General features: G+C 64.2%; 19 protein-coding genes. 10 read left to right on the forward strand and 9 right to left on the reverse strand.

From position 1 onward, the window contains the following. Window positions 1-13: 13 nt before the first annotated feature. Window positions 14-493, reverse strand: a complete 480-nt coding sequence (locus VN934_04655; protein HXM18080.1) for a RidA family protein — start codon at window positions 491-493, stop codon at window positions 14-16. On the opposite strand from VN934_04655, the gene glgP reads away from it, so the two are divergent. Continuing rightward, the gene (gene glgP, locus VN934_04660) at window positions 482-2,674 is read left to right on the forward strand and encodes an alpha-glucan family phosphorylase (protein ID HXM18081.1); all 2,193 of its coding nucleotides are present in this window, start codon (window positions 482-484) and stop codon (window positions 2,672-2,674) included. The genes VN934_04655 and glgP overlap by 12 nt on opposite strands. On the opposite strand, the gene VN934_04665 is transcribed toward glgP, so the two are convergent. From VN934_04665 to glgC, 3 genes are all read right to left on the reverse strand, one after another. Continuing rightward, on the reverse strand, window positions 2,565-4,709 hold the full coding sequence (locus tag VN934_04665; GenBank protein ID HXM18082.1) for an alpha-amylase/4-alpha-glucanotransferase domain-containing protein: 2,145 nt from the start codon (window positions 4,707-4,709) through the stop codon (window positions 2,565-2,567). The two genes, glgP and VN934_04665, sit on opposite strands and share 110 nt — an antisense overlap. Then, window positions 4,706-6,376, reverse strand: a complete 1,671-nt coding sequence (locus VN934_04670) for a glycoside hydrolase family 57 protein (GenBank protein ID HXM18083.1) — start codon at window positions 6,374-6,376, stop codon at window positions 4,706-4,708. The genes VN934_04665 and VN934_04670 overlap by 4 nt, the downstream gene beginning before the upstream one ends. A 148-nt stretch (window positions 6,377-6,524) precedes the next feature. After that, complete coding sequence (gene glgC / locus VN934_04675; GenBank protein HXM18084.1) at window positions 6,525-7,805, reverse strand: glucose-1-phosphate adenylyltransferase; 1,281 nt, start codon at window positions 7,803-7,805, stop codon at window positions 6,525-6,527. Between the two features lie 14 nt (window positions 7,806-7,819). On the opposite strand from glgC, the gene VN934_04680 reads away from it, so the two are divergent. From VN934_04680 to VN934_04700, 5 genes are all read left to right on the forward strand, one after another. Further along, entirely contained in the window at window positions 7,820-10,555 is a 2,736-nt protein-coding gene (locus VN934_04680; GenBank protein ID HXM18085.1) for a hypothetical protein, read from the forward strand. 2 nt (window positions 10,556-10,557) lie between these two features. Then, window positions 10,558-11,910, forward strand: coding sequence for an FAD-dependent oxidoreductase (locus tag VN934_04685; GenBank protein ID HXM18086.1), 1,353 nt, complete (start codon window positions 10,558-10,560; stop codon window positions 11,908-11,910). 13 nt (window positions 11,911-11,923) lie between these two features. Beyond that, entirely contained in the window at window positions 11,924-14,095 is a 2,172-nt protein-coding gene (glgB, locus tag VN934_04690) for a 1,4-alpha-glucan branching protein GlgB (GenBank protein ID HXM18087.1), read from the forward strand. Window position 14,096: 1 nt separating this feature from the next. Further along, window positions 14,097-15,590 carry a glycogen synthase GlgA gene (gene glgA, locus VN934_04695; GenBank protein ID HXM18088.1) on the forward strand — a complete coding sequence of 498 codons (1,494 nt, stop codon included), beginning with the start codon at window positions 14,097-14,099 and terminating at the stop codon, window positions 15,588-15,590. Window positions 15,591-15,707: 117 nt separating this feature from the next. Beyond that, window positions 15,708-16,133, forward strand: a complete 426-nt coding sequence (locus tag VN934_04700; protein ID HXM18089.1) for a hypothetical protein — start codon at window positions 15,708-15,710, stop codon at window positions 16,131-16,133. A gap of 9 nt (window positions 16,134-16,142) precedes the next feature. On the opposite strand, the gene VN934_04705 is transcribed toward VN934_04700, so the two are convergent. The 5 genes from VN934_04705 to VN934_04725 all read right to left on the reverse strand — a co-directional run bounded on the left by VN934_04705 (window position 16,143) and on the right by VN934_04725 (window position 19,185). Continuing rightward, a complete protein-coding gene (locus tag VN934_04705; GenBank protein HXM18090.1) occupies window positions 16,143-16,487 on the reverse strand; it encodes a DUF309 domain-containing protein in 345 nt (114 codons plus the stop codon). 1 nt (window position 16,488) lies between these two features. After that, window positions 16,489-17,046, reverse strand: coding sequence for an ABATE domain-containing protein (locus VN934_04710; GenBank protein ID HXM18091.1), 558 nt, complete (start codon window positions 17,044-17,046; stop codon window positions 16,489-16,491). 162 nt (window positions 17,047-17,208) lie between these two features. Further along, a complete protein-coding gene (locus VN934_04715; GenBank protein ID HXM18092.1) occupies window positions 17,209-17,787 on the reverse strand; it encodes a YceI family protein in 579 nt (192 codons plus the stop codon). Further along, window positions 17,784-18,191, reverse strand: a complete 408-nt coding sequence (locus tag VN934_04720) for a hypothetical protein (protein ID HXM18093.1) — start codon at window positions 18,189-18,191, stop codon at window positions 17,784-17,786. The genes VN934_04715 and VN934_04720 overlap by 4 nt, the downstream gene beginning before the upstream one ends. A 37-nt stretch (window positions 18,192-18,228) precedes the next feature. Then, the gene (locus tag VN934_04725; GenBank protein HXM18094.1) at window positions 18,229-19,185 is read right to left on the reverse strand and encodes a YafY family protein; all 957 of its coding nucleotides are present in this window, start codon (window positions 19,183-19,185) and stop codon (window positions 18,229-18,231) included. Window positions 19,186-19,278: 93 nt separating this feature from the next. On the opposite strand from VN934_04725, the gene VN934_04730 reads away from it, so the two are divergent. The 4 genes from VN934_04730 to VN934_04745 form a co-directional block, all read left to right on the forward strand. Next, window positions 19,279-19,680 carry a VOC family protein gene (locus tag VN934_04730; protein ID HXM18095.1) on the forward strand — a complete coding sequence of 134 codons (402 nt, stop codon included), beginning with the start codon at window positions 19,279-19,281 and terminating at the stop codon, window positions 19,678-19,680. Window positions 19,681-19,828: 148 nt separating this feature from the next. Next, window positions 19,829-20,683 (forward strand): arginine deiminase-related protein, encoded by an 855-nt coding sequence (locus VN934_04735; protein HXM18096.1) that lies wholly within the window; start codon window positions 19,829-19,831, stop codon window positions 20,681-20,683. Window positions 20,684-20,840: 157 nt separating this feature from the next. Further along, window positions 20,841-23,981: an efflux RND transporter permease subunit gene (locus VN934_04740; protein HXM18097.1), complete on the forward strand. Its 3,141-nt coding sequence runs from the start codon at window positions 20,841-20,843 to the stop codon at window positions 23,979-23,981. Window positions 23,982-23,998: 17 nt separating this feature from the next. After that, a partial coding sequence (locus tag VN934_04745) for an MFS transporter (GenBank protein ID HXM18098.1) occupies window positions 23,999-25,959 on the forward strand: 1,961 nt, incomplete at its 3' end.

A 25,959-nucleotide genomic window follows, 5' to 3' on the forward strand; every position in this document is an offset into this window, starting at 1 on the left:
GCGCCGGGGACAGTCATTCAGCGCCGACGACGGCGTCGACCTCGATCTCCACCAGCATCGCCGGATCCAGAAGCTGACGCACCTCGACCATCGTGGATGCGGGCCGGACATCGCGGAAGTACTCGGCATGCGCTTCCCCGATGCGCCGCCATTGTGAGATGTCCGTCACGAACATGCGGGTGCGCACCACGTCGTTCATGCTCGCGCCTGCAGCCTCGAGCGCCCGGCGGATCTTCTCGAGCGCGTGTGAAGCTTGTGCGCGGGCGTCGGCGCCGCCCACGACGTCGCCGTTCTCGTCGCTGGCCGTCGTGCCCGCGACGAAGACGTGCGCGCCGGCGCGCACCGCGCGCGAATAGCCGACCACCGATTCCCACGGCGAGCCGCTCGACACTCGATCGCGTTTCAATTGCAGGTCCTCCTTAGATGGAATGGGCGCGACGACCGCGTACCTCGACGCGTAATGCTCGCGACTCAGTTCGGCATGTCTTATCACGATCTCGTCGCGTATTTCTCCGCCGAGTTCGGTTTGCACAAAGGCTTCCCCATCTATTCAGGTGGTCTCGGCATTTTGGCCGGCGACCACTGCAAGGCGGCCAGCGATCTCGGCCTGCCCTTGGTGGCGGTCGGGCTGCTGTACCACCAGGGCTACTTCACGCAGACCATCGACGCGGACGGCGCGCAGCACGCCGCCTATATGCCCTCGGATTTCACCGAGCTGCCGGTCTCGCCCGCGCTGGACCCGGGTGGCCGAGAACTGCGCGTGGTCGTGCCGATCGCGGAGCGCCTGGTGTCTGCGCGGGTCTGGAACGCCCGCGCGGAGCGCGTTCGCGTGCTGCTGCTGGATACCGACGTCGCAGAAAACTCGGAGCACGACCGGCGCATCACCTATCAACTCTACGGCGGCGACGTCGAGATGCGCATCAAGCAGGAGCTGGTGCTCGGCGTCGGCGGCGTACGCGCGCTGCGCGCCGCGGACTTGCATCCCACCGCCTGGCATATCAATGAAGGCCACGCGGCGTTTTCCACGCTCGAGCGCTGTCGCGAGTTGGTCGCCGGCGGTCTGGATTTTCCGAGCGCGCTCGAGGCGTGCGCTGCGTCATGCGTCTTCACCACGCACACGGCGGTGCCGGCCGGCCATGACGTCTTTCCGCCCGCGCTCATCGAGCGTTACCTCAGCCACTTCTGCGGCGCGCTGGGCTTGGCGGCGGCAGACCTGCACGCGCTCGGGCTCAAGCCGGATCAGGGCGACGGCTTCAATCAGACCGCGCTTGCCATCCGGGGCTCGCGTTTTCAAAATGGCGTGAGCCGCATCCACCGCGACGTGTCGGCGCAGCTGTGCCGGTCGTTGTGGCCACAGGTGCCGCCGCTGGAAAACCCCGTTTCGTACGTGACCAACGGCGTGCACGTCGGAACTTTCTTGGCCCCGGAGTGGGCGACGCTCTTCGACGCTCAGTTCGGGAGCGAGTGGCGCGGCCAACTCACGGCCGTCGACTTCTGGGACCGCATCGAGCGCATTCCCGACGAGCTTTTCTGGAACACCCGGCAATGGATCAAAGCGCGCTTGCTCGCCGACCTGCGCCGGCGCTTGACGCAGCAGTACACGCGCAACGGCATGGACGCGGGTCGTCTCGAACGCGCGCTGCGTCATCTGGATCCGGGCGATCCCAATGTTCTGCTCATCGGCTTCGCGCGACGCTTCGCCACGTACAAGCGCGCCGGACTTCTGTTCGAGGACCCGGCGCGAGCCGCCGCGTTGTGCAACGCGGCGGATCGTCCGGTGGTGTTCGTCTTCGCCGGCAAGGCGCATCCAGCCGATCTGCCGGCGCAAGCGCTGATACAGTCGATTTGGCGATGGTCTCAAAGTCCGCAGTTCGAAGGCAAGGTGCTCCTCGTCGAAGGCTATGACATGGCGCTGGCGCGCAGCATGGTGCGCGGCGCGGATGCATGGCTCAACACGCCCGAGTATCCGTTCGAAGCCAGCGGCACCTCGGGCCAAAAGGCGGGCATGAACGCCGGCATCAATGTCAGCGTGCTCGACGGTTGGTGGGGTGAGGGCTTCGACGGCTCAAACGGCTGGGCGATCAAACCCGTTGCGCCCATCGGCGATTCCGCGCGGCGCGATCGCGCGGAGGCGGCTCAGCTCTACGACATCCTGGAAAAAGAAGTCGTGCCGCTGTACTACGAGCGTACGGCGTCCGGTTTCTCGCGAGGCTGGCTTGAAAAAGCGAAGCGCTCGATGAAGACGCTGCTGCCGCGCTTTTCCGCGGCGCGCATGGTCGAGCAGTACGTGACCGGCTTCTACCGGCCGGCTTCGGTCCACGGCAGGCAGCTGGCACAGGACGGTTTCCAGCCCGCGCGATCGCTGGCTCGATGGAAGGCGCTCGTGCGCGAACGCTGGCCCGGCGTGGCGATCCGCCGCATCAGCGATCAGCCGTTCGAGGTCGCGCTGACGCTCAACGGCCTTTCGCCCGCCGACGTTCGCGTGGACGGTTTGGTCGGCGAGCGCAGCATCACGCTCGACGACGCGGGCGCTGTGGACGGCGGTGACGAGCGCCGCTTCGCGCTCAGCCTGCGCCCGGACGAATTTGGCGCTGCGCCGCTGCGGGTGCGCGCGTATCCGTACTCCAAGCTGCTCGCCCACCGCTTCGAGCTCGGCTTGATGCTGTGGCTTTGACGAATCGCAACACCGTCTCGATCTGCAAGCGATCGCCGGCTTCCAGCGCCAGGGGCCACGTGAGCGTCAGCGTCACCGCCTGCATGACCTTCTCGAAGCCGCCTTCGGATTGCGATACGGTGTACAGCGGCGCGACGTGGAGATCGCATGCCGGCGATATTTCGATCGCGGCCGCGGCGCCGAGTTCAGCGTCGTGGAGCTGCAGCGACGTGGCACTGCCCCACGCGTGGGTCGCGCCGAACCCGCCAAAGAACTCTCCGTCTCGAACGAAGGTGCCGCCGGGCCCTGCGCCGCTCGGCATGGCGAGGTTGATCTCGACTGAAAAACGTCCGGCGGCTGACGCCGTCGCTGCAAGGTCGTAACGCACCCGCAACACCGCTTGCTCGACCCTATACGCCTTCGTCACTTCAAACGATGCGCCGATGGCGCGGCATTGTGCCGACGCGCCGCGTTCGTCGCAGGCGACCGTGTACGCGATGACCTCCGGCCGCTTGCTGCGCAGCGCCTGCCAGCGGTCCAGGAATAGCGCGCGCGGGGCGTCGTCGACCGCGAGATCGGATGGTTCGATCTTCTCCTTGAACGCCACGCGGCCGTGGATCGTAGCGATGCCGCGGTCGCGGCGCGGAACCCGCGGGGCGCTGTGCTGCGGAGCGCCGCCGCGCCGGATGCGATCGTAATAGGTCTCATCGCGCCGCGTGAGCGCATCGCCGAAGTTGTGCCGCAGCCCATAGTCCGTCAGCTCGCACAGACTCGCACCGGCGGAGGGGCGCAGCACGGCCTGAAGCCGGCGGCTGCGCAGCGCGACTTCCATTTCTCCGTCGAGATCCACGTCGGAGACTTCCGCGCGCGCGCGGGGCGCCACGCCTTCTAGGCGCGCTTCGAGCCCCGCGAGATTTGCATACACCGCATGGCGCAAATGCGGAAGATACAGGCCGCCGAAGAGCCCGTGCCAGTACGCGTCGTTGGCTTGCGCGCGATGCAGGTATGCGAACATCTCGGGCGTGCGCTTTTTCGCGGGGAGCGCGTGCAGCCGCCGCGACGCCTGCAGCACTCGCTTGTGCATCCAATTCGCCTCCGGGTATTTACAGAAGAAATTCTTCCACACGCCGCCGCGCAGGAACGGCTTGTCCTCGTCTAAGGTCCCCTCGGCGCGGGCGCGGCGCGTCAGCCGCTCCCAACGGCGCGCGCTGCGCGGCGGCAGCGTCCACTCATTCATCTCGGCGTAAGCCGTGGCCGGCAGATAGATGACGCCGCGCGCAGGATACTGCCGGTGATAATCGCCATAACGAAGCAGCTCCAAGCGCGGCGAAGCTTGCAGCGCGCTGAGGAACTCGACAAGCCAGCCGCTCTCGTATACCCATTGGTAGGTGTCGGGCCACACGCCGAACTTTTCGATGTCATCGAAATAGACGGCGGCCCAGCCGTCCGGCAGGTTTTCGAGATAGGCGATCGTGTCGCGCACGGGCTCGAACGGAATGCGGTAGCGCAGCGCTTCGGAGATCGGGAACAGATCGAGCCGCGCGCCGCCCTCTTCCGTCGCGAAGTAGCCGCCCAGGTCGTTCGCCGTTTTGCCGGTGCAAAGGAAATGATAATCGTCGACCGCCGTGTAGCGTATTCCGCTCCCCGCAAGCGGCGGGATGACGGTGGACTCCCACACGCGCTCGGCTAGCCACGCGCCGCGGGGTTGGGAACCGAACATCGACTGCACGCGGCTCGACATCGCTTTTATCTGGCCGCGCCGGTCGAGTTCGGGGATCGCGGCGAGCACCGGCTCCATGTCGCCGCCGCCGAACATCTCGACCTGCCCGCGAGCGACCATGCGGCGCAGACGCGCGACGTCGGACGGATGACGCCGCCGCAGCTCGCTTAAGAGCCAACCGCTGACGTGCAGCGTGAACGGCACGCCCGGATGGCGCTCGAGCGTTTCGAGAAACGGCCGATAGCAGCGCTGCAGCGCATCGTCGATGACGAAGGGAAAATTGCCGACCGGCTGGTGCGCGTGCAGGCCCAGCAAGAGTTTGACCGGGCCGCTCACGATGTACGCCGCATGGTGCCGCCGTGCGCCGGGTCGCCGTGGCCTTCGCTGATGACCCGCTCCAGCAGTGCCGGCGCCGGCTTGCCCAACATCGCGTACAAATCGTGCAGATGCGCGCGATACAGCACGTCGAATTCGCGCACGGATTGCGCCGGATTGTAGTCGCCGAACCACCAGAACCAATCGGAACCTTCGCAGGCGCGCAAATGCGCTTCGATGCGGTTTGCAAGCGCGGGTTCGATGTTCGGCACCATTTCGTCATACGTGCGCTTTGCGTCGATCAGTTCATCCCAACCGAGATTCTTGTCCGGGTTGCCGATCCACGTCGACAGCGTGCCGTACACCCAGCTTCCTGCGACGATGTGATCTAATTGGCTTACGGGCGGGTTGGCCTTGAGGTGGTCCGAGAAGGTCGTCATGCGAAGATGCGGGTGGGTTGCGAGCTTTTCGTATAGCGCTCTTAGGAAATAGCGCGCGTTTTCGGGATAGTGCTCCCACGCGTTTTCGCCGTCGAGGATGATGCTGACCACGGGGGATTCCTGCTCGGCGGTCTGCTCGCGGATATGCTCGAGATCCACGAGGAGATTGTTGGTCGCGTCGTCGGCATGCCAGGTGGAGTAAACGAATCCGATCTTGTCCGACAGCTGGTCATCGCGGAAAAAACAGGCGATGCGCCCGCCGGCAGTGTGGATGTCGTAGGGCCGATACAAATACGCGTGTCGCGCGGCGGGCGTATCGTTCTGAGCGCCGAGCGTGTGCGAGAGGACGCCTTCGCCGGTTGCTGTCCAGGCAAAGCCGGCCTGGGCCAACATGGCGGCGGCGGCATCCGATATGCCCCCCTCAGACGGCCAGCAGCCGCGCGCGGCAACCCCGAAGTTGTCCACATGATAGCGCTTGGCGGCTTCGAGATGAACGCGCACGCGTTCGGCGCCGCCGGGATATTTCGGCGCCCGCGGAAGCGGCGCATCCGGCATGGCCTCGAGCGCGCAGCGCAGATCGATCAGCAACGGCATCATCGGGTGCGCGTACGGCGACGTCGACAGTTCGACTTGACCGCGCTCCGCAAGGCGGCGATAGCGGGGCACGATGCCGCGGATCGTCTCTTCGATGAGCGCGAGCACCTTGAGGCGGTCCTCAGCGGTGAACGCCTCGCCCTTTTGCGCCAGCTCGCCGACCACCGGGTGATGCTGGCGCACGGACTCGCCGAACCACGCGAGATGATACCACACCAGCAGATCGGCGATATATTGGTCGGAAAAGTCAGGCTTGCCGGTGCTGGCGGCTGCGTTGTAACTCGCCTGCAGAGCCGCATACGGAGCGAAGCGGTCGATCACGCGCTCTTGATTGGAGCGGAACAGCGACTCGACGAGCTCGCGCCGTTCCTGCGACGTGCCGAAATCCATAGTTGCGAGCGCGCGCAGGATCGGATCGCGATGCTCCCCCGCTGCGAATTGCGCGCAGTAGTCGTCGAGCTGTTCGACCAAGATCGGCGTCAAGTTGACGACGGCGCGCGCGGCCGGCACCTGCTCGAGGTGCCACGCCATGTCGCAGTAATCTTTGATCGCGTGCAGATACGCCCATGGCTGATGATAGCGGCCGGTCAGCGGCGAGCGGTACTGCGGCTGATGCATGTGCCAGCAGAGAATGACGTCGAGTTTATCGGCCACGCGGCTCCGCGTTCAACACGTCAACGAAGCGTTCCGCTCCGCTCCGAGCTCGCTTCGCTCGCTCGGAACACTACATTTTCGCTCGCTCGGAACACCGGGGCTAAAGCCCCGGCACTACATCCGAGCTAGCGCTCGGAACAGTGCATCGTCAGCCGGCGTGGTGGACTCTCTGGCCCAGCATCTCGGGCGTGATCAGCGTGATGCCCCGCTCCGTCCTATAGAAGCGCCGCGCGTCGGCTTCTGCATCCTCCCCGACCACGAGGCCCTCGGGCAGATCGCAGCTCTTGTCGATGACGACGCGCTTCAGCCTGCAATGCCTGCGGATGCTGACGTCGGGCAGTATGACCGCGTCGTTGATCGAGCAAAACGAGTTGACGCGCACGTTGCTGAAGAGCAGCGACGAATGGACCGGCGAGCCCGAGACGATTGAGCCGCCCGAGACGAGCGAGTCCACTGCCATGCCGCGCCGGTTCTCCTCGTCGAACACGAACTTCGCCGGCGGCACTTGTTCCTGATACGTCCAGATGGGCCACTGGTTGTCGTAGAGGTTGAGAGCGGGCGTGACCTTGGTGAGTTCCATGTTGGCTTCCCAATACGCGTCCACGGTTCCGACGTCGCGCCAGTACGGACCTGACTCGTTGGCTCCTACGCAACTTTCGCTGAAGCGATGCGCCATCACCCGATAACGCGGCACCATGTACGGTATAAGGTCGCGCCCGAAGTCGTGCGTCGAGTCGTGCGCATCCACGTCGCGTGCCAGCTGCTCGTACAAGAACTCGGTGTTGAACACGTAAATGCCCATGCTCGCCATCGCGGTGCCCGGCGAGCCGGGAACCGCGTGCGGCTCCGGCGACTTCTCCGAAAACGCAACGATGCGATCGTTGGCGTCGAGCGCCATCGTGCCGAGTTCAGCGGCCGACTCGGCCGGCGCTTCGATGCATCCGACCGTGACGTCGGCGCCGCTTGCGACGTGCCGCACCAGCATGCGGCCGTAATCCATCTTATAGATGTGATCTCCCGCGAGCACCAATACGAATTCAGGGTTGTGAGCCCGCAAGATGTCGAGGTTCTGGTATACCGAGTCGGCTGTGCCTTTGTACCACGACTCTTCGACTCGCTGCGAAGCGGGCATCAACTCGACGCATTCGTTGAATTCGCCGCGCAAGAATCCCCAGCCACGCTGGATGTGCCGGATCAGGGAGTGCGCTTTGTACTGGGTGACGACGCCGATGCGTCTGATGCCCGAGTTGATGCAGTTGGAGAGGGGGAAGTCGATGATGCGGAACTTGCCGCCGAAGGGGACGGCCGGCTTCGCGCGCCACTCGGTTAGGTGCATCAAGCGCGAGCCGCGCCCGCCCGCCAGGATGAGGGCGAACGTCGCTTTGGTGAGTAGGCTGACGAAACGCGGTTGAGCGGCGGGCGTTGCCATGCGAATAATATTGGATGAACGGAGCTAAAGGTCCGTTGCTGCAACGTCCGAAAGGCGGCGCGATGAATGCGAGCGCCGAACACCATCGCCTCGAAGAAGCGCGCGCTCGCACGGCGCATTGGCGACGCTGGGGCCCATACTTGAGCCAGCGCCAATGGGGCACGGTGCGCGAAGACTACAGCGCGGACGGCGAGGCGTGGGAATACGTGCCCCACGAGCATGCGCGCTCGCGCGCCTACCGTTGGGGCGAGGACGGTCTGCTCGGCATCTCCGACAACCACCAGCGCTTGTGCTTCGCGTTGGCGCTGTGGAACGGACGCGACCCGATCCTCAAAGAGCGCCTGTTCGGCCTGACCAATCACGAGGGCAACCACGGCGAGGACGTCAAGGAATACTACTTTTTTCTCGACAACACGCCGACGCACTCTTACATGCGCTGCCTCTACCGATACCCGCAGCGCGCTTTCCCCTACGAGCAGCTGCGCGCGGCTAATCGCGCGCGCTCGCGCTTTGACCCCGAGTACGAACTGATCGACACCGGCGTCTTGGACGAGCATCGTTACTTCGATGTGGCCATCGAATACGCCAAGGCGACCCCGGACGACATCCTGATCGAGATCACCGCGACGAATCGCGGTCCCGAACAAGAGCGCTTGCACGTGCTCCCGACCTTGTGGTTTCGCAATTCGTGGGCCTGGTTTCCGAACGCGCAGAAACCGCTGCTGACGATCGCCGAGGCGCGCGGAGACGTCGGTGTCGTTCAAGCCGAGCATCCCACGCTTGGCCGGCGCTGGCTGCATTGCCAAAAGCCGAATGCGTGGCTATTCACCGACAATGAGACCAACAGCGAGCGGCTGTTCGGGACTCCGAATACGACGCCGTTCGTGAAAGACGCGTTCCACGATTTCGTGGTGCACGGGGTCGAGGGCGCGGTGAATCCGCAACAGCGCGGCACCAAGGCCGCGGCGCACTACATCCTGGATCTGGCGCCTGGTCAAGCGCGGACCATACGGTTGCGGTTGACGGACACCGACCCCGGGGCGCAAAGCCAGACTAAAGTCTGGCATACCACATTTGAGGCGGTGTTGGGGCAGCGGCGGCGCGAGGCCGACGAATTCTATGCCGCCGTGCTGCCGTATCCGCTGTCCGACGACGCGCGCGCGGTTCAGCGCCGCGCGTTTGCCGGGCTGCTCTGGAGCAAACAGTACTACAACTACGTCGTCAGGGATTGGCTTGAGGGCGACCCAGCCGGACCACGGCCTCCGCCCCAGCGCAAGCGGGGCCGCAACCACGAGTGGCTGCACTTGTATAATGAAGATATTCTCTCGATGCCGGACACGTGGGAGTATCCTTGGTATGCGGCCTGGGATCTTGGCTTCCACGCGATAGCGCTTGCGCTCATCGATCCCGAGTTCGCCAAACGCCAATTGGATCTGTTGACGCGCGAGTGGTACATGCACCCCAACGGACAGCTGCCGGCATACGAATGGTCGCTGGGGGACGCCAATCCGCCGGTGCACGCGTGGGCGGCATGGCGCGTCTTCAAGATCGACAAGAAAATGCGCGGCCGAGCCGATCTCCCGTTTCTCGAGCGCGTCTTCCAAAAATTACTGTTGAACTTCACCTGGTGGTGCAATCGCAAAGACGCCGAGGGCAACAACATCTTTCAAGGCGGCTTTCTCGGTCTGGACAACATCGGAGTCTTCGATCGCAACGCTGAGTTGCCCAACGGCGGACACCTCGACCAGGCGGACGGCACGAGCTGGATGGGCATGTATTGTTTGAACATGCTCACGATCGCGTTGGAACTCGCGCAGACCAACCCGGTGTATGAGGACATCGCCTCGAAATTCTTCGAGCACTTCCTCTATATAGCCGACGCGATGAATCGCATGGGCGACGATGCGGACGGTTTGTGGGACGAACGTGACGGGTTCTACTACGACACGATCCACATCCCCGGAGTCGGGCGCAAGCCGCTCGAGGTGCGCTCGTTGGTGGGCCTTATCCCGCTCTTCGCGGTCGAGCCGCTGGAGCCGGATAAACTCGCCAACCTACCGAGCTTCAACAAGCGCATGAATTGGTTCATCAACAACCGGCCGGACCTGTACGCGAACTGTCATCACATGGGAAGCCCGGGCCTCGGAGAGCGCCGGCTGCTTGCGATCGTGAACTCCGATCGGCTGCGGCGCATGCTGGCGCGGATGCTCGATGAGTCCGAATTCCTCTCAGCGCACGGCATTCGCTCGCTTTCCAAGGCGCACGAGCGGTCCCCCTACGTGCTCGAGGTGGATGGGCAACGCTACCAGGTGGACTATGAGCCCGCTGAATCGCGCTCGGGTCTGTTCGGCGGCAACTCGAACTGGCGCGGACCGGTGTGGTTTCCGGCGAACTATCTGATCGTGGAATCGCTGCAGAAGTTCCACTACTACATGGGGGATGATTTTTTGATCGAGTGCCCGACCGGTTCCGGCACGATGATGACGCTGTGGGAGGTGGCCACGGAGCTGTCGCACCGGCTCATCGACATCTTCCTTCGCGACGACGAGGGCCGCAGGCCGTTCTATGGAAGCGACTCACGCTTCCAAAACGATCCCGACTGGCGCGACCACATCTTCTTCCACGAATACTTCCACGGCGATAGCGGTGCGGGTCTCGGCGCCAGCCACCAGACCGGCTGGACCGGCCTCGTGGCCAAGCTGCTGCAGCAGTGCGCCGAGTATTGCGGCCAAGAAAAGGATCCGTTGTAGACATGGAACAGGCAGACCTCATCGTCATCGGCGGCGGTCAGAGCGGCGTGCCGCTGGCGCTCGACTTCGCGAAAGCGGGCAAACGCGTCGTGCTGTTCGAGCGCGACAAACTTGGCGGCAGTTGCGCGAACTACGGCTGCACGCCGTCGAAGGCGTTTTTGGGTTCGGCGCACGCGGCGGGGCGCGCGCGGCGCGCTGCGAGTCTTTGCGTCCAAGCCGACGTCAGGGTCGATTTCCCCGCGGTGATGAAGCGCACGCGCCGCATTCGCGACGAGTTTCATGATGGGACTGAAAAGAAAGTCGCCGAGTCAGGCATACGGTTGGTGCGGGCCGAGGCAGCCTTTGCCGGAACGCGCGTGGTCGAGGGCGGCGGGGTGAAGGTCGAAGCGCCGCTGGTCGTCATCGACACGGGCACGTCGGCGACGATCCCAGACGTGCCCGGCCTCGCCGGCACGCCCTATCTCACCAATGTCAGTTTCTTCGAGCAGACCGAGCTGCCGGCGCGCTTTGTCGTCATGGGCGGAGGCTACATCGGTTTGGAGCTTGGTCAGGGCATGGCTCGTTGCGGCGCCGAGGTCCACGTCGTCGACCATCACGCGCACGTGCTCGCGCGTGAAGAGCCGGATGCGGCGGCCGCGCTGGAGACGTCGCTGCTGCAAGACGGCGTGAAGCTCCATCTCAACGCGAAGACCGCAAAGGTCGAGCACGGCGCAAGCGGCTTCGCCGTGACGCTTGTCGACGGAACGCGCGTCGCCGGCGACGCGCTTTTGGTCGCCACCGGACGCACGCCCAACACGCAGGCGCTCGCCGCTGCTAAGAGCGGGATCGAGCTCGATGCGCGCGGCTACGTGAAGATCGACGACCAGTTCCACACGACATGCGAAGGCGTCTACGCGGTCGGCGATGTCGCCGGCCAGCCCGCATTCACGCACGTGTCGTGGGAGGACTATCGCCGGCTCACGGGCATTCTCGCGGGCAAGGCGCGCTCGCGAAGCGACCGCGTTCTCGGCTACACGACGTTCACCGAGCCGCAGGTGGCGCGCGCGGGCTTGACGCTCGATGAGGCGCAGAAAAAGGGACTCAAAGCGCGCGCGGTGACGCTGCCGCTAGATCAGGTCGCGCGCGCGTACGAGTGGGACCTCACGCTTGGCTTTTATCGCATGGTGGTGGACGACGACAGCGGCAAGATCCTTGGCGCGACGCTGGTCGGGTACGAAGCGGGGGAACTGGTTCACGTGTTCATCGCTCACATGGAAGCGGGCTCCACGTGGCACGTGCTCGAGCAATCCGTGCACATCCACCCGACTTTCGCCGAGGGGCTGCCCTCGCTCGCGCGACTTCTCGTCGCGGGCTGAAGATTAAAGCGTAGTGGACGCAGACGCCGAGGCGATCGTAGCGGCGCGAAGCCACGACCCGTTCGCCTTTCTCGGGCAGCACAAAACGGGCGCGGCTTGGGATATCCGCGCTTTCTTGCCCGCTGCGGGCGCGGCGTTTGTCATCACGCCGGACGGCGCGCAGCCGATGAAGCGCTTGCACAAGGCAGGTCTGTTCTGTTTGCGCTTGCCGAACGCGCTGCCGACACCCTATGAACTGGAATGGACCGAGCACGGCCGGCGGCAGCGCTCGTACGATCCGTACTGCTTTGGGCCGCAACTCTCCGAATCCGATCTGCACCTATTCAATGAAGGCAAATTGTTCGCGGCGCACCGTGCGCTTGGAGCGAATCTCGTCGAGGTTGACGGCGTGGCCGGCGTGCGCTTTGCGACGTGGGCGCCGAACGCGGAGCGCGTGAGCGTCGTCGGCGACTTCAACGCATGGGATGGCCGGCGCCACCAGATGCGAGCGCGTGGCGGCTCCGGCGTCTGGGAACTGTTCGTCCCAGGCGTCAAGGCCGGGGACTTCTACAAGTTCGAGCTGCGCAACCGGCTCACCGGCGCGATTCTCATCAAGGTCGATCCGTACGGACGGCGCTTTGAATTCCGCCCGGCGACTGCGGGGGTGGTCGTGGCACCCGCCGCTTATGAGTGGCGCGACGAAACTTGGATGAGCGCTCGCGCGCAATGGGACTGGCAGCATAGGCCTATCAACTGTTACGAAGTGCATTTGGGTTCGTGGCGCAGGGCTGAGGATGGATCGTTCCTTTCGTACGGCGAGCTGGCCGCGCAACTGGTTTCCTATTGCGCCGCGATGTGCTACACGCACGTGGAGGTGATGCCGATCAGCGAACATCCGCTGGACGAATCGTGGGGCTATCAGACCACCGGGTACTTCGCGCCGACCAGCCGCTTCGGCTCGCCGGACGATTTCCGCGCGTTCGTCGACGCGCTGCACGCGGCCGGTATCGGCGTGATCATGGATTGGGTGCCCGGCCATTTCCCACGCGACGCCTGGGCGCTCGCCGATTTCGACGGGAGCGCTCTTTACGAACACGAGGATCCGATGTTGGGCCAGCATCCGGATTGGGGCACCTTGATCTTCAACTACGGCCGCAATGAAGTGCGTTCGTTCCTGATCTCCAACGCGCTCTACTGGCTCGAAGAGTATCACGTGGACGGTCTGCGCGTGGATGCAGTCGCCTCGATGCTGTACTTGGATTATTCGCGCAAGGAAGGCAAGTGGCGGCCGAACAAATTCGGCGGACGCGAGAATCTCGAAGCAATCGAGTTTTTGCGTGAGACCAATGTGCTCGTGCACGGCAGGCACCCGGGCGCGCTCACCTTCGCGGAAGAATCGACGGCCTGGCCGATGGTCTCACGCCCGGTGCATCTGGGCGGCCTCGGTTTCTCGATGAAGTGGAACATGGGCTGGATGAACGACACGCTGCGCTACATCGCGCGCGACCCTGTGCACCGTCGCTACCACCACAACGACTTGACCTTCGGCCTGATGTATTCGTTTTCTGAGAACTTCTTGTTGCCGCTCTCCCACGATGAAGTCGTGCACGGCAAACGCTCGCTGCTCGACAAAATGCCGGGCGATGCGTGGCAGCGCTTCGCGAACCTGCGGCTCTTGCTGACCTATCAGGCGACGCATCCCGGCAAGAAGCTCAATTTCATGGGTAACGAGTTCGGCCAGGGCCGCGAGTGGAATGCCACCCGCGCGCTGGAGTGGCGGCTTCTCGACGTCGATGCGCACGCCGGAGTGCAAAACACGTGCCGCGATCTGAACCGGCTCTACGCCGACCTGCCGGCGCTGCACACGTTTGATTTCGAACGACGCGGCTTCGAGTGGATCGACTGCCACGATGCCGACCATTCGATCATCTCCTTCATCCGCCGCGACGGGGACGCATTTGTCATCGCCGTGCTCAACTTCACGCCGGTGCCGCATCGTGACTATCGGCTGGGCGTCCCGCGACTCTGCGAGTACCGCGAGATCTTCAATAGCGATTCGCGTCACTACGGCGGATCCGATCTCGGCAACTTCGGCCGGCTGGACGCCGAGAGCGTCAGAAGTTTTGAGCGGGACTATTCGATCGTGATGACGGTGCCGCCGCTGGCGGGCGTCATCCTCGCGCCCGCGCCTGAATCAGCCTCGTAGCGTGCGCTTGCTTTTCGTCTCGCCGGAGATCTTCCCGATGGCCAAGACCGGCGGGTTGGGCGACGTGAGCGGTGCGCTGCCCGGCGCGCTCGCCGAGGCGGGTGTCGACGTCCGTTTGGTGATGCCGGCGTATCCGGGCGCGCTCGCCGCCGTGGTCGACAAGCGTGAGAGCGTTCCGTTGGCTGATTTCACGGGGCTTGGACAGGCCAACGTCATCGAAGCGCGCACGCCGGATTCGGGTCTGCCGATCTTCCTCATCGATTGTCCGACGCTATACGATCGTGCGGGTGGTCCGTACCAAGACGAACGCGGGCGAGAATGGCCCGATAACGTCAAGCGCTTCGGCATGCTCTCGCGCGCCGCTGCCGAGCTCGCGGTCGCGACGTCGCCTTCGGGCTGGCTGCCCGATGTCGTGCACGCGCACGATTGGCAGACGGGCCTCGTGCCCGCGCTGCTGGCCGCGCGGCCTGAGCCGCGGCCGGCAAGCGTCTTCACGATTCACAACATGGGCTTTCCCGGAATTTTTCCGGCGTCGACGTTTCCGCTGCTGGGTCTGCCTCAAGAGGCGTTTAGCGCGGGCGGCGTCGAGTACTACAACCAGGTGTCGCTACTCAAAGCCGGTCTGGTCTATGCGGATCACTTGACGACCGTAAGCCCGACGTACGCGCGAGAGATCCAAACGCCACAGTTCGGCTTTGGCTTCGACAGCCTGTTGCGGGCGCGCGCCGACCGCTTGAGCGGCATTCTCAACAGCGTTGACTACCGCGTGTGGGATCCTGCGGTCGACGCGCAGATCAAGGCGCCGTACTCTGCTGCGGACCTGAGCGGCAAAGCGGCTTGCAAGAGCGCGCTGCAGGCGGAGATGGACCTCGATGCAGCGCCGACGGCGCCGCTTATCGGGGTGATCAGCCGTCTCACGTCGCAAAAGGGGCTCGATCTGGCGCTTGAAGCGCTGCCGCCGCTCATCAAAGGCGGCGCGCAATTCGTGCTGCTGGGCACGGGCGATCCCGTGCTGCAGCGGCGCTTTTTGGAACTTGGCGCGCGCCATCCGCGGCGAGTCGCGGTGCGCATCGCCTACGACGAAGGCTTGGCCCACCGCATCGAGGCTGGCAGCGATATGTACCTCATGCCCTCGCGCTTCGAGCCGTGCGGGCTCAATCAGATGTACAGCCTACGCTATGGAACGCCGCCGATCGTGCACGCGGTCGGCGGGCTCGCAGACTCGGTGGTCGACGCCAGCGAGGCGAATTTGTCCGCGGGCACCGCGACCGGGTTCGTCTTTCATCCGCCGAACGCCAACGCGCTGCGTGAAGCGCTGCGGCGAGCGCTCGAGCTGTATGGTCAGCGCGAGCGTTGGTTGGAGTTGCAGCGCACCGGTATGCGTCAGGATTTCGGATGGGCTGGCGTCGCGCAGCTGTACGTCGCGTTGTATGAATTCGTTCTTGAGCGCACGACGCTCGAACGCGCGCAGTCACGTAGCCACATAGCCAAGTAGCCTACGCATATGCGAAACATTCCCGCGTGTCTGGTCATTGCGACGGTTGGCCTTCTCCTATGCAGCGGCTGCAGCCGCCCCTCACGCAGCGTTTCGCCAGTAACGCTTCGTCTCCCAGTGACCTTTGCACCGCAGGTGGTGCCGCCGTTGTCGGACGTCAATACGCCGATCCCAGCCGTCTCGATTTCGGACGATCAGATTGACGCGCACATCCCTGCCGGCGTGCCACGAAATGACCGCATCGTGCTTCGAAAGGTGATGGCGATGTTGCCGGCCGGCGAACGCGAGAGCATCGTCTGGTTTCGCGTGCAGCCAGGGCGCTCGGGTTACGAGCGGCTCCCCAATCACGGGCTCGTTGTGGAATACATCGCCGGCGTGGCGGACTATAGGAAGCGCGTCGGCCTTCCAATGGATTTCGATGGTGAATTCGTTTTGTATTTCAATGACCGCGTTCAACCTGACTCAAACGTGATTTTCAGCCGACGTTTGGACAGATATTTGACCGCAGTTCCGCAAGGCGTGCACATTCTGCACCGCCGTTAGCGGTCCAAGTCAGAGGCGGGGGCGGGAGGCGATCAGCGCGTTGAGTTCCGGTGAGTCGAGTGCTGCTTTGACGCGCGCTGCGAAATCGGCCATCGATTTCTGGTTGATCTCGCACGGCGCGTTGTCCGGATTCAGCAGGCGCGGCGTCGCCCGATCGATCATCGTGCGCGCCCCGCGCAGGTTGCCGCGCTGCACGTGATAAAGCGCAGCCGCGACTTGGATCAGCCCCTGCAATCCCTTGTCGCGGCGGCGCATCCACAGGCCTTCGAGCACCTCGTGCGCTTCGAAGAACCTGCCCTCGTTCCAGAGGGCGGCGAACGCGGGGATTTCGGGTTCAGGATCCGGATCGATCAATCTATGAAGACGCGTGTGCGTGGCGGAGGCGAAATTCTTTTGCCTTCTCACGATTGCCGCAAACCGCCATCGAACACCAGGTACCGGACTTGTTCTTCGACTGGTCGTAAAATGCGAAGCGGCACGTCTCGCGTGGACACACCTTGAAGCGCGCCCACGTGCCGTCGTTCATCGCTCTGAGAACGATGCCCATCAGATAACCCAGTGCGCCTGGGATGCCCGGGGTCGTCGCGACGAATGTCGGCCGCGCTTGGTCGTCCAACTCAGCCCGTACGCCCGCGTGAAGCATCGAATCTCGGAGGGTCTTGATCGCCTTGGGGTTCGGAGGCGTGTGCTCCGCATTTGACTCTGCCAGGTCGCGCAACGCTTCGCGCAGCGCTTTCGCGCGATCCAGGTCGCCGGGCGCAGCCTTGCCGCGACTGTGTCCGATGCCATGCTCGGCAAGCCAAGCGCTAAGCGCACCGGGCGGCGCCAACTCGTCCTTTCCGGTTTCACAATCGAGCGTATTGATGAAGTCCTGGACTAGCTCGAGTTCGCCAGGCGCTTTGGGTCTTGTCATGCTTGCCCCTATTATATAACCTTCAAAGCTTCTTGACAAGTTACCCATAACCTGTATAATCGGTTAGTAGGTTAATCTGTGCAGAGATGCCGGAGGAGCCGACCGATGGATGGCCCCAGGCCGGGCGGCGCTTGATCGGTCTGGACGGGCGCTGCTAGCGCGCTAGCGAGTGACGATCACGAAGTCGATGTCGACGTCGTTTTTCACTTTGACCGTGCCGCCCGCGATCCGAATCGGCTTGATGCCGAAATCCGACTGATGCACCGTGGCGGAACCCTTGTAATGGCCCACGCTCACGCGCGTGACGTGCACAGTGACGCGCTGCGTCTGGCCATGCAGCGTCAAATCACCGACGACGTCGCCTTTTCCGCCGGCGCCGAACACTAGCGCCTTCGACTTGAACGTGATGGTCGGATACTTCACGACGTCGAGCACGTCCGGGCTCACCATTTTTGCTTGCACTTGGGCCCGGCGATCGGCCGGCATGCTCGGATCCAGCACCTTCAGGTCGGCGGCATTGACCTTGAGTTCCACAGTCTTCGAGCCTTCGTCCACGACCCCGGACGCGAGCGGCGCGTTGATGATGTGATTGTCGGCAGCGAACGCGAACAGTCCGCTCTTATAGACGTGCACGGTCAGCGAAGAGTGCGCCACGTCTATCATCCGTCCGGGTCCTGGGATCGGCGCAGCGACGAAAACGGCGGCGAGCGCGCCAACCGCGAGTGACTTGAATGCGATCATGTTTCCTCCAAAAAGCGTCGGAGTCGTTCGCGCTCGCCCTGCAGCTCTTCGTGGCGGATCTTGGTGATCCGGTTGGCGGCGTTTATGCTCACGAATTGCCTGCACGAGTAGACGTGGTGTCTTGAACCTTTGCGGATCTTATCGATGAAGAGGACGGGGATCGCCCCATCCTTTTCCGTTTCCACTTGGGATTCGTAGGATACTTCGTCGAAGCTTTGCTTCGCTCTTTCGCTGTGCGCCCGATACGACCCCACGATCGCAGCCGGCCCTAGCAGCGCTTCGGTGTTACTTATCTCATAACGGCAGTCCCACGCGAGGAGTTCCGACGCTTCGCCGAAGTCGTCGCGATCGAGCGCCGCCGCGAATCGCTCGGCGGTCTGACGGCGCTCATTTTCAGTCGGCATTCAGGTCGAGCATTTCTCCGGGGCTAAAGCCCCGGCACTACATCCGAGCTTTGTAGTGGGCCAGCACATCGCGCGCGCGCGCGACCACGCGTTCGCGCAGTTCCGCTGGCTCCGCGATGTCGACCGCATTGCCCCAAGCGATGACGTGCGACAGCGCCGCCCCCGGCGATGGGAAGACGATGCGCACGAGGCGGCCGCTTGCTTCCGTTACGCCATCGCCGAGCATCTCCGTCTCCCAATATGCCGTGACCTCTTCCAGCGCCTCGGGCTGCACGCGCAGGGTGACAGGGTAGGCGGGCAAATTCTGTTCGAAGCTCACGGCCGAGCTTTCCCAAAAGCGATCGAGATCGAAATCGGAGGGCCTTTCGAACTTGTCCGGGCGCTCTTCCACCCCGATGATGCGCTCCGCGCGGAACACGCGGAACTCGTCGCGGTAGCGCGCCACGAGATACCAGATGCCGGCCTTCGCCACAAGCCCCAGCGGGTCGATGACGCGCTCGGTCACGGCGCCGTTGCGGTCCTTGTAACGCAACGTGGCGCGCCGGTCGTCCCAGACGGCGCGTCGCAGCGTCGCAAGATGTTCGCGCGGCTGCGCCATCTGCTTCCAGCGGCGCTGATCCACATAGATGCGATCGCGCGTTTTCTGCGCCGCGCGCCGCTGCGTCTCCGGCAGAGCGCCCGCGAGTTTTTCCAGCGCGTGCGCAAGGCTCTCGCCAAGACCAAGATCCGCGAGCGGATTTGCCGACGACACGAACAGCGCTCGTATCTCCTCTTCATGGAACTGGGTGAGCGCTTTTCGGTAGCCCTCGGCCAGGACGATGCCGCCGCCCGCACCGCGCTCGGCATGCACCGGCACGCCCGCGGCGCTCAGCGAATCGAGGTCGCGATAGACGGTCCTTTCGGACACCTCCAGCGTCTCCGCGATCTGGTGAGCCGGTAGCCGGCCGCGCGCCTGCAGCAGCAAGAGCATAGCCAGGAGGCGCTCGGATTTCATGGCCTTATTAAAGTAAATATGACATCATTTGTCAAGTATCGGGTCGTATGATGAACGCCAAGTACTAGGGTTGATGAAGGGAGATTTTTTGACATGAGTTCAGCCACCGCTCCAGCCAAGCCCGCCGCCGCGGTCAAAGTGACGGGCATCGACGTCCACACCTACCTCGTGAAGGATCCGCAGCGTGCGATCGCCTTCTACCGCGACGCGATCGGCCTACCCGTGACGTGGCAGTCCGAACAGGGCGCCGAGTTCCAGTTGAGCGACGGCTCTACGTTCGGCGTCTGGAAGATGCACGACGGCACGTGGCACTTGGGTTCCGGCGTGATGTTCTCCGTCCCCGACCTCGTTGCGGCCGAAAAGCACTATCGCAGCCGAGGAGTCAAGATGCTCGATGACGAGATCATCGACACCGGCGGGTGCTACATGCTTGCCTGCCAAGACTCCGAAGGCAACTTCTTCTTGCTCCATCAGCGCAAGGAAGACGCCGCCTAGTCCGTCCTTTGGGCCAACAGCGCGGCCTGCGTCTTCGCCACATGACGCAAGGCCGCGCTCCTACCTTTCTGCAAGAATAGAGCCCGTCATGAAGCCAGACTAGATCCGGGGCTAAAGCCCCGGCACTACAAACTGGCTTGGAGGTGAAATGGCGGATCGGCTTCGCTTTCTGATGTGCAGGCCCGACTTTTTCGATGTCTCGTACGTCATCAATCCGTGGATGGAAGGCAACGTCAACCGCGCGGCGCGCGCAATCGCCGCGGCGCAGTGGCAGCGGCTGTTCGGCATCGTCAGCTCCGTCGCACGCGTCGAACTGGTAGAGCCGCGACCCGGCCTCCCCGATATGCCGTTCACCGCGAACGCCAGCCTCGTGCTCGGCAACTCGGTCGTTCTGAGCCGCTTCAAGTACGACGAGCGGCAGGGCGAAGAGCGCCATTTCGAGCGCTGGTTCGCCTCGCGCGGATTCAAGGTGATCAAATTGCCCGAGTCGATCCCGTTCGAAGGCGCCGGCGATGCTCTTATCGACCGAGGTCAGCACCGCGTCTGGGCGGGCTTTGGACATCGCTCCTCGCGCCAATCGCTCGACCTCGTCGAGAGCATCCTCGACGTCGAGGTCCTGGCTTTGCGCCTGGTCGATCCGCGTTTTTACCACCTCGATACATGCTTCTGTCCGATCGAGGGCGGCTCCATCATGTACTTCCCGCAGGCCTTCGACCGCGCGTCCAACCGGCTTATCGAAGATCGCGTGCCGGCGCCCCTGCGCATTCCCATCGGGGAAAAAGACGCGCTGGCGTTCGCATGCAACGCGATCAACGTCGGCAACCTTCTCGTGATGAACAAGGCCAGCGCGGACTTGCGTCGCCGTCTGCGAGCTTGCGGCTTGCGCGCGCTTGAAAGCGATCTCTCCGAATTCATGAAAGCGGGCGGCTCGGCGAAATGCCTGACGTTGCGCTTGGACGAGCCGCGGCCGGCGGCTGAGGAGAGTGCGTTCGGCGTAGCATGAGGAGCCGGACTAAAGTCGGGCATACCACATCCGGGGCTAAAGCCCCGGCACTACATCCGAGCTTCACTCGGAACGCTACACCCGAGCTAGCGCTCGGGTCGCTACATACCTAGCGCTAAAAGGTCCGTTGCTACAAATCCACAAAAACGCCTAGCTGATGCTCACGAAGCTCTTTGTCACGCGGCCGACACTGGCTGCCGTCCTCGTCGCGCTGCTGGCTATCGGTGGGGCGCTCGCCTGGTTCAGTCTGCGGGTCCAAGAACTGCCCAACGTCGACCTGCCGCACGTCGTCATCATCCTGTTCTATCCGGCCGCGTCGCCCGCAGAGATGCGCGACAGCATCGTGCGCCCGATCGAAGACCAGCTCGCCGGCGCGCCGAACCTCGAACATCTCCGGTCCACCGTGCAGCAAGGCTTTGCCACGGTCACCGCCGAGTTCAGCCTCAAGTCAAAGAAGACCGACGATCTCGTCGAGGTGCAGCGGCGCGTCCAGGCGGTGCAGTCGCTGCTGCCCTCCGACCTGACCACGCCCACGATCGAGACGTTTGATCCCGGCGAATCCGACGTCGTCTCGCTCGCGCTCGGCTCCTCGAGCCTGTCCGCAGGCCGGCTCTCGTCGATGGTCGACAACAGAGTCGTCCCCGCCATCGAGCAGATCCCCGGCATCGGGCACGTGCAAGCCTACGGTATCGTCACGCCTTCGATCCAAGTAGAGGTCGATCCGAAAAAACTCGACGACCAAAAGCTGACCCTCAACGACATCGTCAGCGCCATCGCCGTCAGCAACGTGCGCGCGCCTGGCGGCATTCTGTACGGCGCCGGGCGCGAGACCGGCATCAACATCCGCGGCGATATCCTCGGATCGGCGGGCGTCGCAGCGCTTCCCATTCAGGTAGCGACGCCGTCCAAGACCGTCAGAGTCTCCGACGTGGCCGGGGTGCGCGACACCAACGAACCGCAGCGCATCTACGCGTTCGCCAACGGCAAGCCAAGCCTGGTCCTCAACGTGCAAAAGTCCACGGATGCCAGCGAAGTGGACGCCGCGCAAGCGCTGTTGCGGCAATTGCCGAATTTGCGCCAACGTTTTCCCGACATCGCGTTCGCGGTGCTCGACGACCGCTCGCTGTACACGGGCCGTCAGGTATCGGGCGTCATCCGGACGCTGCTGGAAGGCATCGTGCTCGTCGCCATCGTGATGCTGCTCTTCCTGCGTTCGTGGCGCAATGCGGTGGCCGTCCTCATCGCGATTCCGACGTCCTTGTTCGCGACGCTGCTCGTGATGAAGATCGGGAACTTCACGATCGATACGGTGTCGCTGCTCGCCATGACGCTCATCACCGGCATCTTGGTGGACGACTCGATCGTCGTACTGGAGAACATCCAACGTCACCGCGAAGCAGGCGAAATACCCGCTGCCGCGGCGATCAACGGCCGGCTCGAGATCGGTCTTGCCGCTATCGTCATCACGCTGGTCGACGTGGTCGTGTTCCTGCCGATCGCGTTTTTGCCCGGCATCGTGGGCAGGTTCTTGTCCGAGTTCGCGGTGGTGGTCGTCGTCGCGACGCTTTCGTCGCTGCTGGTCTCCTTCACCATCACTCCGGCGCTGGCGGGCAACTGGTCGCTGCTCTCAAAGGCGCGCGGCACAAGACCCGTCGAGTGGTTCGTGCAGCGCTTCGAGGGGCTGCGCGCCTGGTACGCGGAACGCGCGCTGCCGTGGAGCCTCGCGCGCGGCGCGCTGGTCGCCGGCATCGCGATCGTGACGCTGGTGGGGGCGATCTTATTGGTGCCGCTGGGCGTCGTCGGTTTCGAATTCGATCCGGCGCAGGATGTCGGCGAGATCTTCGTCCAGCTCAACTATCCGAGCGGCACGCCCCTCGAGAAGACGCGCGACTCGGTGCGCTCGATCGAGCGCGCGGTCAATGCCATCGGCGAGGTCCGCTCCGAATCCACCGTGGCGGGCGCTGCGGTATCGCCGGTGGGCGGCTATATCGTCGACGCCGCCGTCGGGCAGATCGACATCCACCTCAAGGACCATCACCGGCACCCGACCGACTATTGGGTGACGCAACTGCGCGCCACCGCTGAACGCCTAGCGCCGGCCGCACAGCCGCTGGTCATACCTGCGACCAACACGCACGGCGGCAACACGCAGCCTATCGACTATCTCGTCACCGACACGGCGGGCGACCCGTCCATACCGGCGCAAAAAGTCTACGCCGCGCTGCGGCAAACGCCCGGCGCGGTCAACGTGTACAGTTCCGCGGCCAGTCTCGCGCCGCAGCTCAACGTCACCTTCGATCGCGAGAAGGCGCGCAAGCTCAACGTCAGCATCCAGGCCGCCGCCCTCGCCATCCGGGCTGCGTTCGGCGGCGTGCGGGCGACGCAATTCGAGGGACCCGAAGGCCTCAAGGACGTCCAAGTCATCTACCAGCAGGCGTATCAGCACGGGCAGGCGCAGCTCGAGGATATCCCGATCCGCAGCGCCACCGGTGATATCGTGCACGTGCGCGACATCGCTCGCTTGGCGTACACCTTCGGCCCGCGCATCATCGACCGGGTCGAGCGCCAGACGGTCGTCCACGTCAGCGCAAACGTGGCCCCGGGCGCGGCGCTGTCAAACGTCGAAGCCGCGTTTCTCAAGCGGCTGGGCGATCTGCATCTCGGGTCCGGCGTGCGCGTGGCGGCCAACAGCAGCGGCAATCAACAAAATCTGAGCGACACGGTCACCGGCATGGCCACCGCGCTCGTGCTCGCCATGCTGCTCGTCTTCCTTTTGATGGTGGCGCTCTACAACAGCTATCTGTCGCCGCTCATCATCATGTTGTCCGTGCCGCTGGCGGTCGTGGGCGCGCTTGGCGCGCTCGCGCTGACGCGCGAGACGCTCAACGCTTTCTCGTTGATTGGCACGGTGCTGCTCATCGGGTTGGTCAGCAAGAACGGCATCCTGCTCGTGGACTATGCGAACCAGCTCCGCGAGCGGGGGTTGGACCGCCTCGCCGCCATCCGCGAGAGCGCGCGCATCCGCTTTCGTCCGATCGTGATGACGACCGTCGCGATGGTCAGCGGCATGCTGCCGCTCGCGCTTGCGCTGGATCCGGCCGTGCAGTCGCGGCGCTCGCTCGGCATCGTCGTGATCGGCGGCTTGACCAGCTCGCTCTTGCTGACGCTGCTCATCATCCCCATCTTCTACGTCTGGCTCGGGCCGAAGCGCACCATGGCGAAGCCGGCGTCGGCGCCGACCGAACTCCATCCGGTCAGCGATGAGGCAACGCAGCGCAAGGCGGGAACCGCGCTCTGAACGTCGCCGTTCGCCTTATGAGCCGCGGGCTGCGCGACCAGACGCTGCTCAACGCGTATTGGATCCCCATCAACCTGCAGTCGACGGCGCTCATGACGATCGCCGTGCCCGCCGCGCTCGCGCGTTTGTCCGCGCACAACCACGTCGCCGAGCTGGCGCTCCTCGCAAGTCTGGTCGCCGCGATCTCCATGGTGCTGCCGCCCATCGCCGGCGCTGTGTCCGACCGGCTGCACCAGCGCGGCATGCAGCGCCGCCCGATCGTGCTGGCCGGCGCCGCGATCAATGCGCTGGGCCTCATCTGGATGAGCACCGTCAATTCGGATCTGATGCTCGGCGCCGCCGTGGTGCTCGCCGCCGTCGGGCAGAACATCAGCGTGGCGGCGTATTCGGCGCTCATCCCGGAGGTCGTCGCGCCCGGCGACTGGGGACATGCATCCGGATTCCAGGGGGCAGCTTCGCTCTTGGGAGGGATCGCCGGCCTGGCTATCGCCAGCGTCTTCGATCCTGGCCACACGTTTTTGTGGACGGCGGTCGCGGTCGTGCTTGGATCGCTAACGGTGCTGCTGGTCCCCGAGGGCGGCCGGATCGACGAGTCCGAACACGCGCACGTCCGGAACTGGTACGATTTTCTCATCGCGTTCATCTCGCGTTTCTGGACGAACTACGGGTTGACGCTGTTGATGACGTTCGTCTTGTACTTCTTCCGCGACGTGCTCAAGGTCGACAACCCGTCCAGCGGCACGGCCTTCTTCGGCATTCTCGCGCTGGTCGGCGCGGTGGTGTCGGCCATTTGGATCGGACACATATCGGATCGGCTGGTCCGCAAGTACGTGGTGGCGCTTGCCGGCATCCCGATGGCGATCACCGCCGTGAGCATCGGCTTGGCTCCCGACCTGCATTGGCTGCCGGTGTGGGCGCTGCTCTTCGGGTTCGGATACGGCGCGTTCGTCTCGACCGGCTGGGCGCTCGGACTCGACTCGGTGCCGCAGCTTCGCAACGTCGCGCGCGACCTCGGGATTTGGGGCATTGCAGCCGGATTGCCCGGCATCTTCGCGCCCGTCAACGGCGCGTGGCTGCTGTCGCATTTCGCAGACCCGCGTACCGGCTATCGAGCGCTGTTCATCGCCGCCGGGGTCGCGTTTTTGCTGGGCTCGCTGGTGGTGTTGGCCGTCGGCGCGAGGCCGCGCACACTCGCGTGGCTGCCATCCTTCCAGCGCTTCTGCGGCGTGATCGCGTGGCCGTACTACCATCTGGCGTACCGCATCGGCGGCTGGGGGCGCTTGCCGTGGCCGCGCGGGGCGACGCTGGTCATCACCAATCACCAGCACGATCTGGACGTGACCGCGTCGCTCATGCACATGACGTTTGACGGCCCGTGGAATCAGACGATCTATTCGGCCGGCTCGCGGCGGATGTTCGAGCCGGGCTTCATGGGCTTCCGCCTCAAGTGGCTCGAGTGGCTCTTGCGCCGCTTGGATCCCACTAGGTTGTTCAGCGCGCTCGGCGTGCTGCCGATCGAGAACGAACTGCGCACGCGCGAACTCGCGAGTTTTGCTGCGTGGGCATATCGCGGGCATGGCGACCTGCCGATCTCCGACGTCTTCAGCGCAGACGCGCTCGGGGAACTCAAAGACAGCGCAAGCGAGAAGCGCCTCTCGTGGCTTTTCAGCGCGGATGCCTTCCGGGTCGCACATGAACGCCGCGTACGAGTGAAATGGCTGCTCGAGCCGTTCCGAAGCGAGCTCATCGCGGACGTCCGAAGCACGATCGGCCCCGATCTCGACCGCATCGAGCGCAAGTTCCGCGAGGGCGTGACCTTCTATCTCACCGCCGAAGGCCGCTACACCCCGCACGGCCGCCTGAACCGTTTCCGCGAGTCCCTGCATCGGCTCGTGCCGCTGGCGGATCTGATCTACGTCATCGGCGTGAGCTACGACGTTTACGTCGGTTCGCGGCTCTCGCTGCTCTACAATCTGCG

The sequence above is a fragment of the Candidatus Tumulicola sp. genome, assembly GCA_035601835.1.
Lineage (GTDB): Bacteria > Vulcanimicrobiota > Vulcanimicrobiia > Eremiobacterales > Eremiobacteraceae > DATNNM01.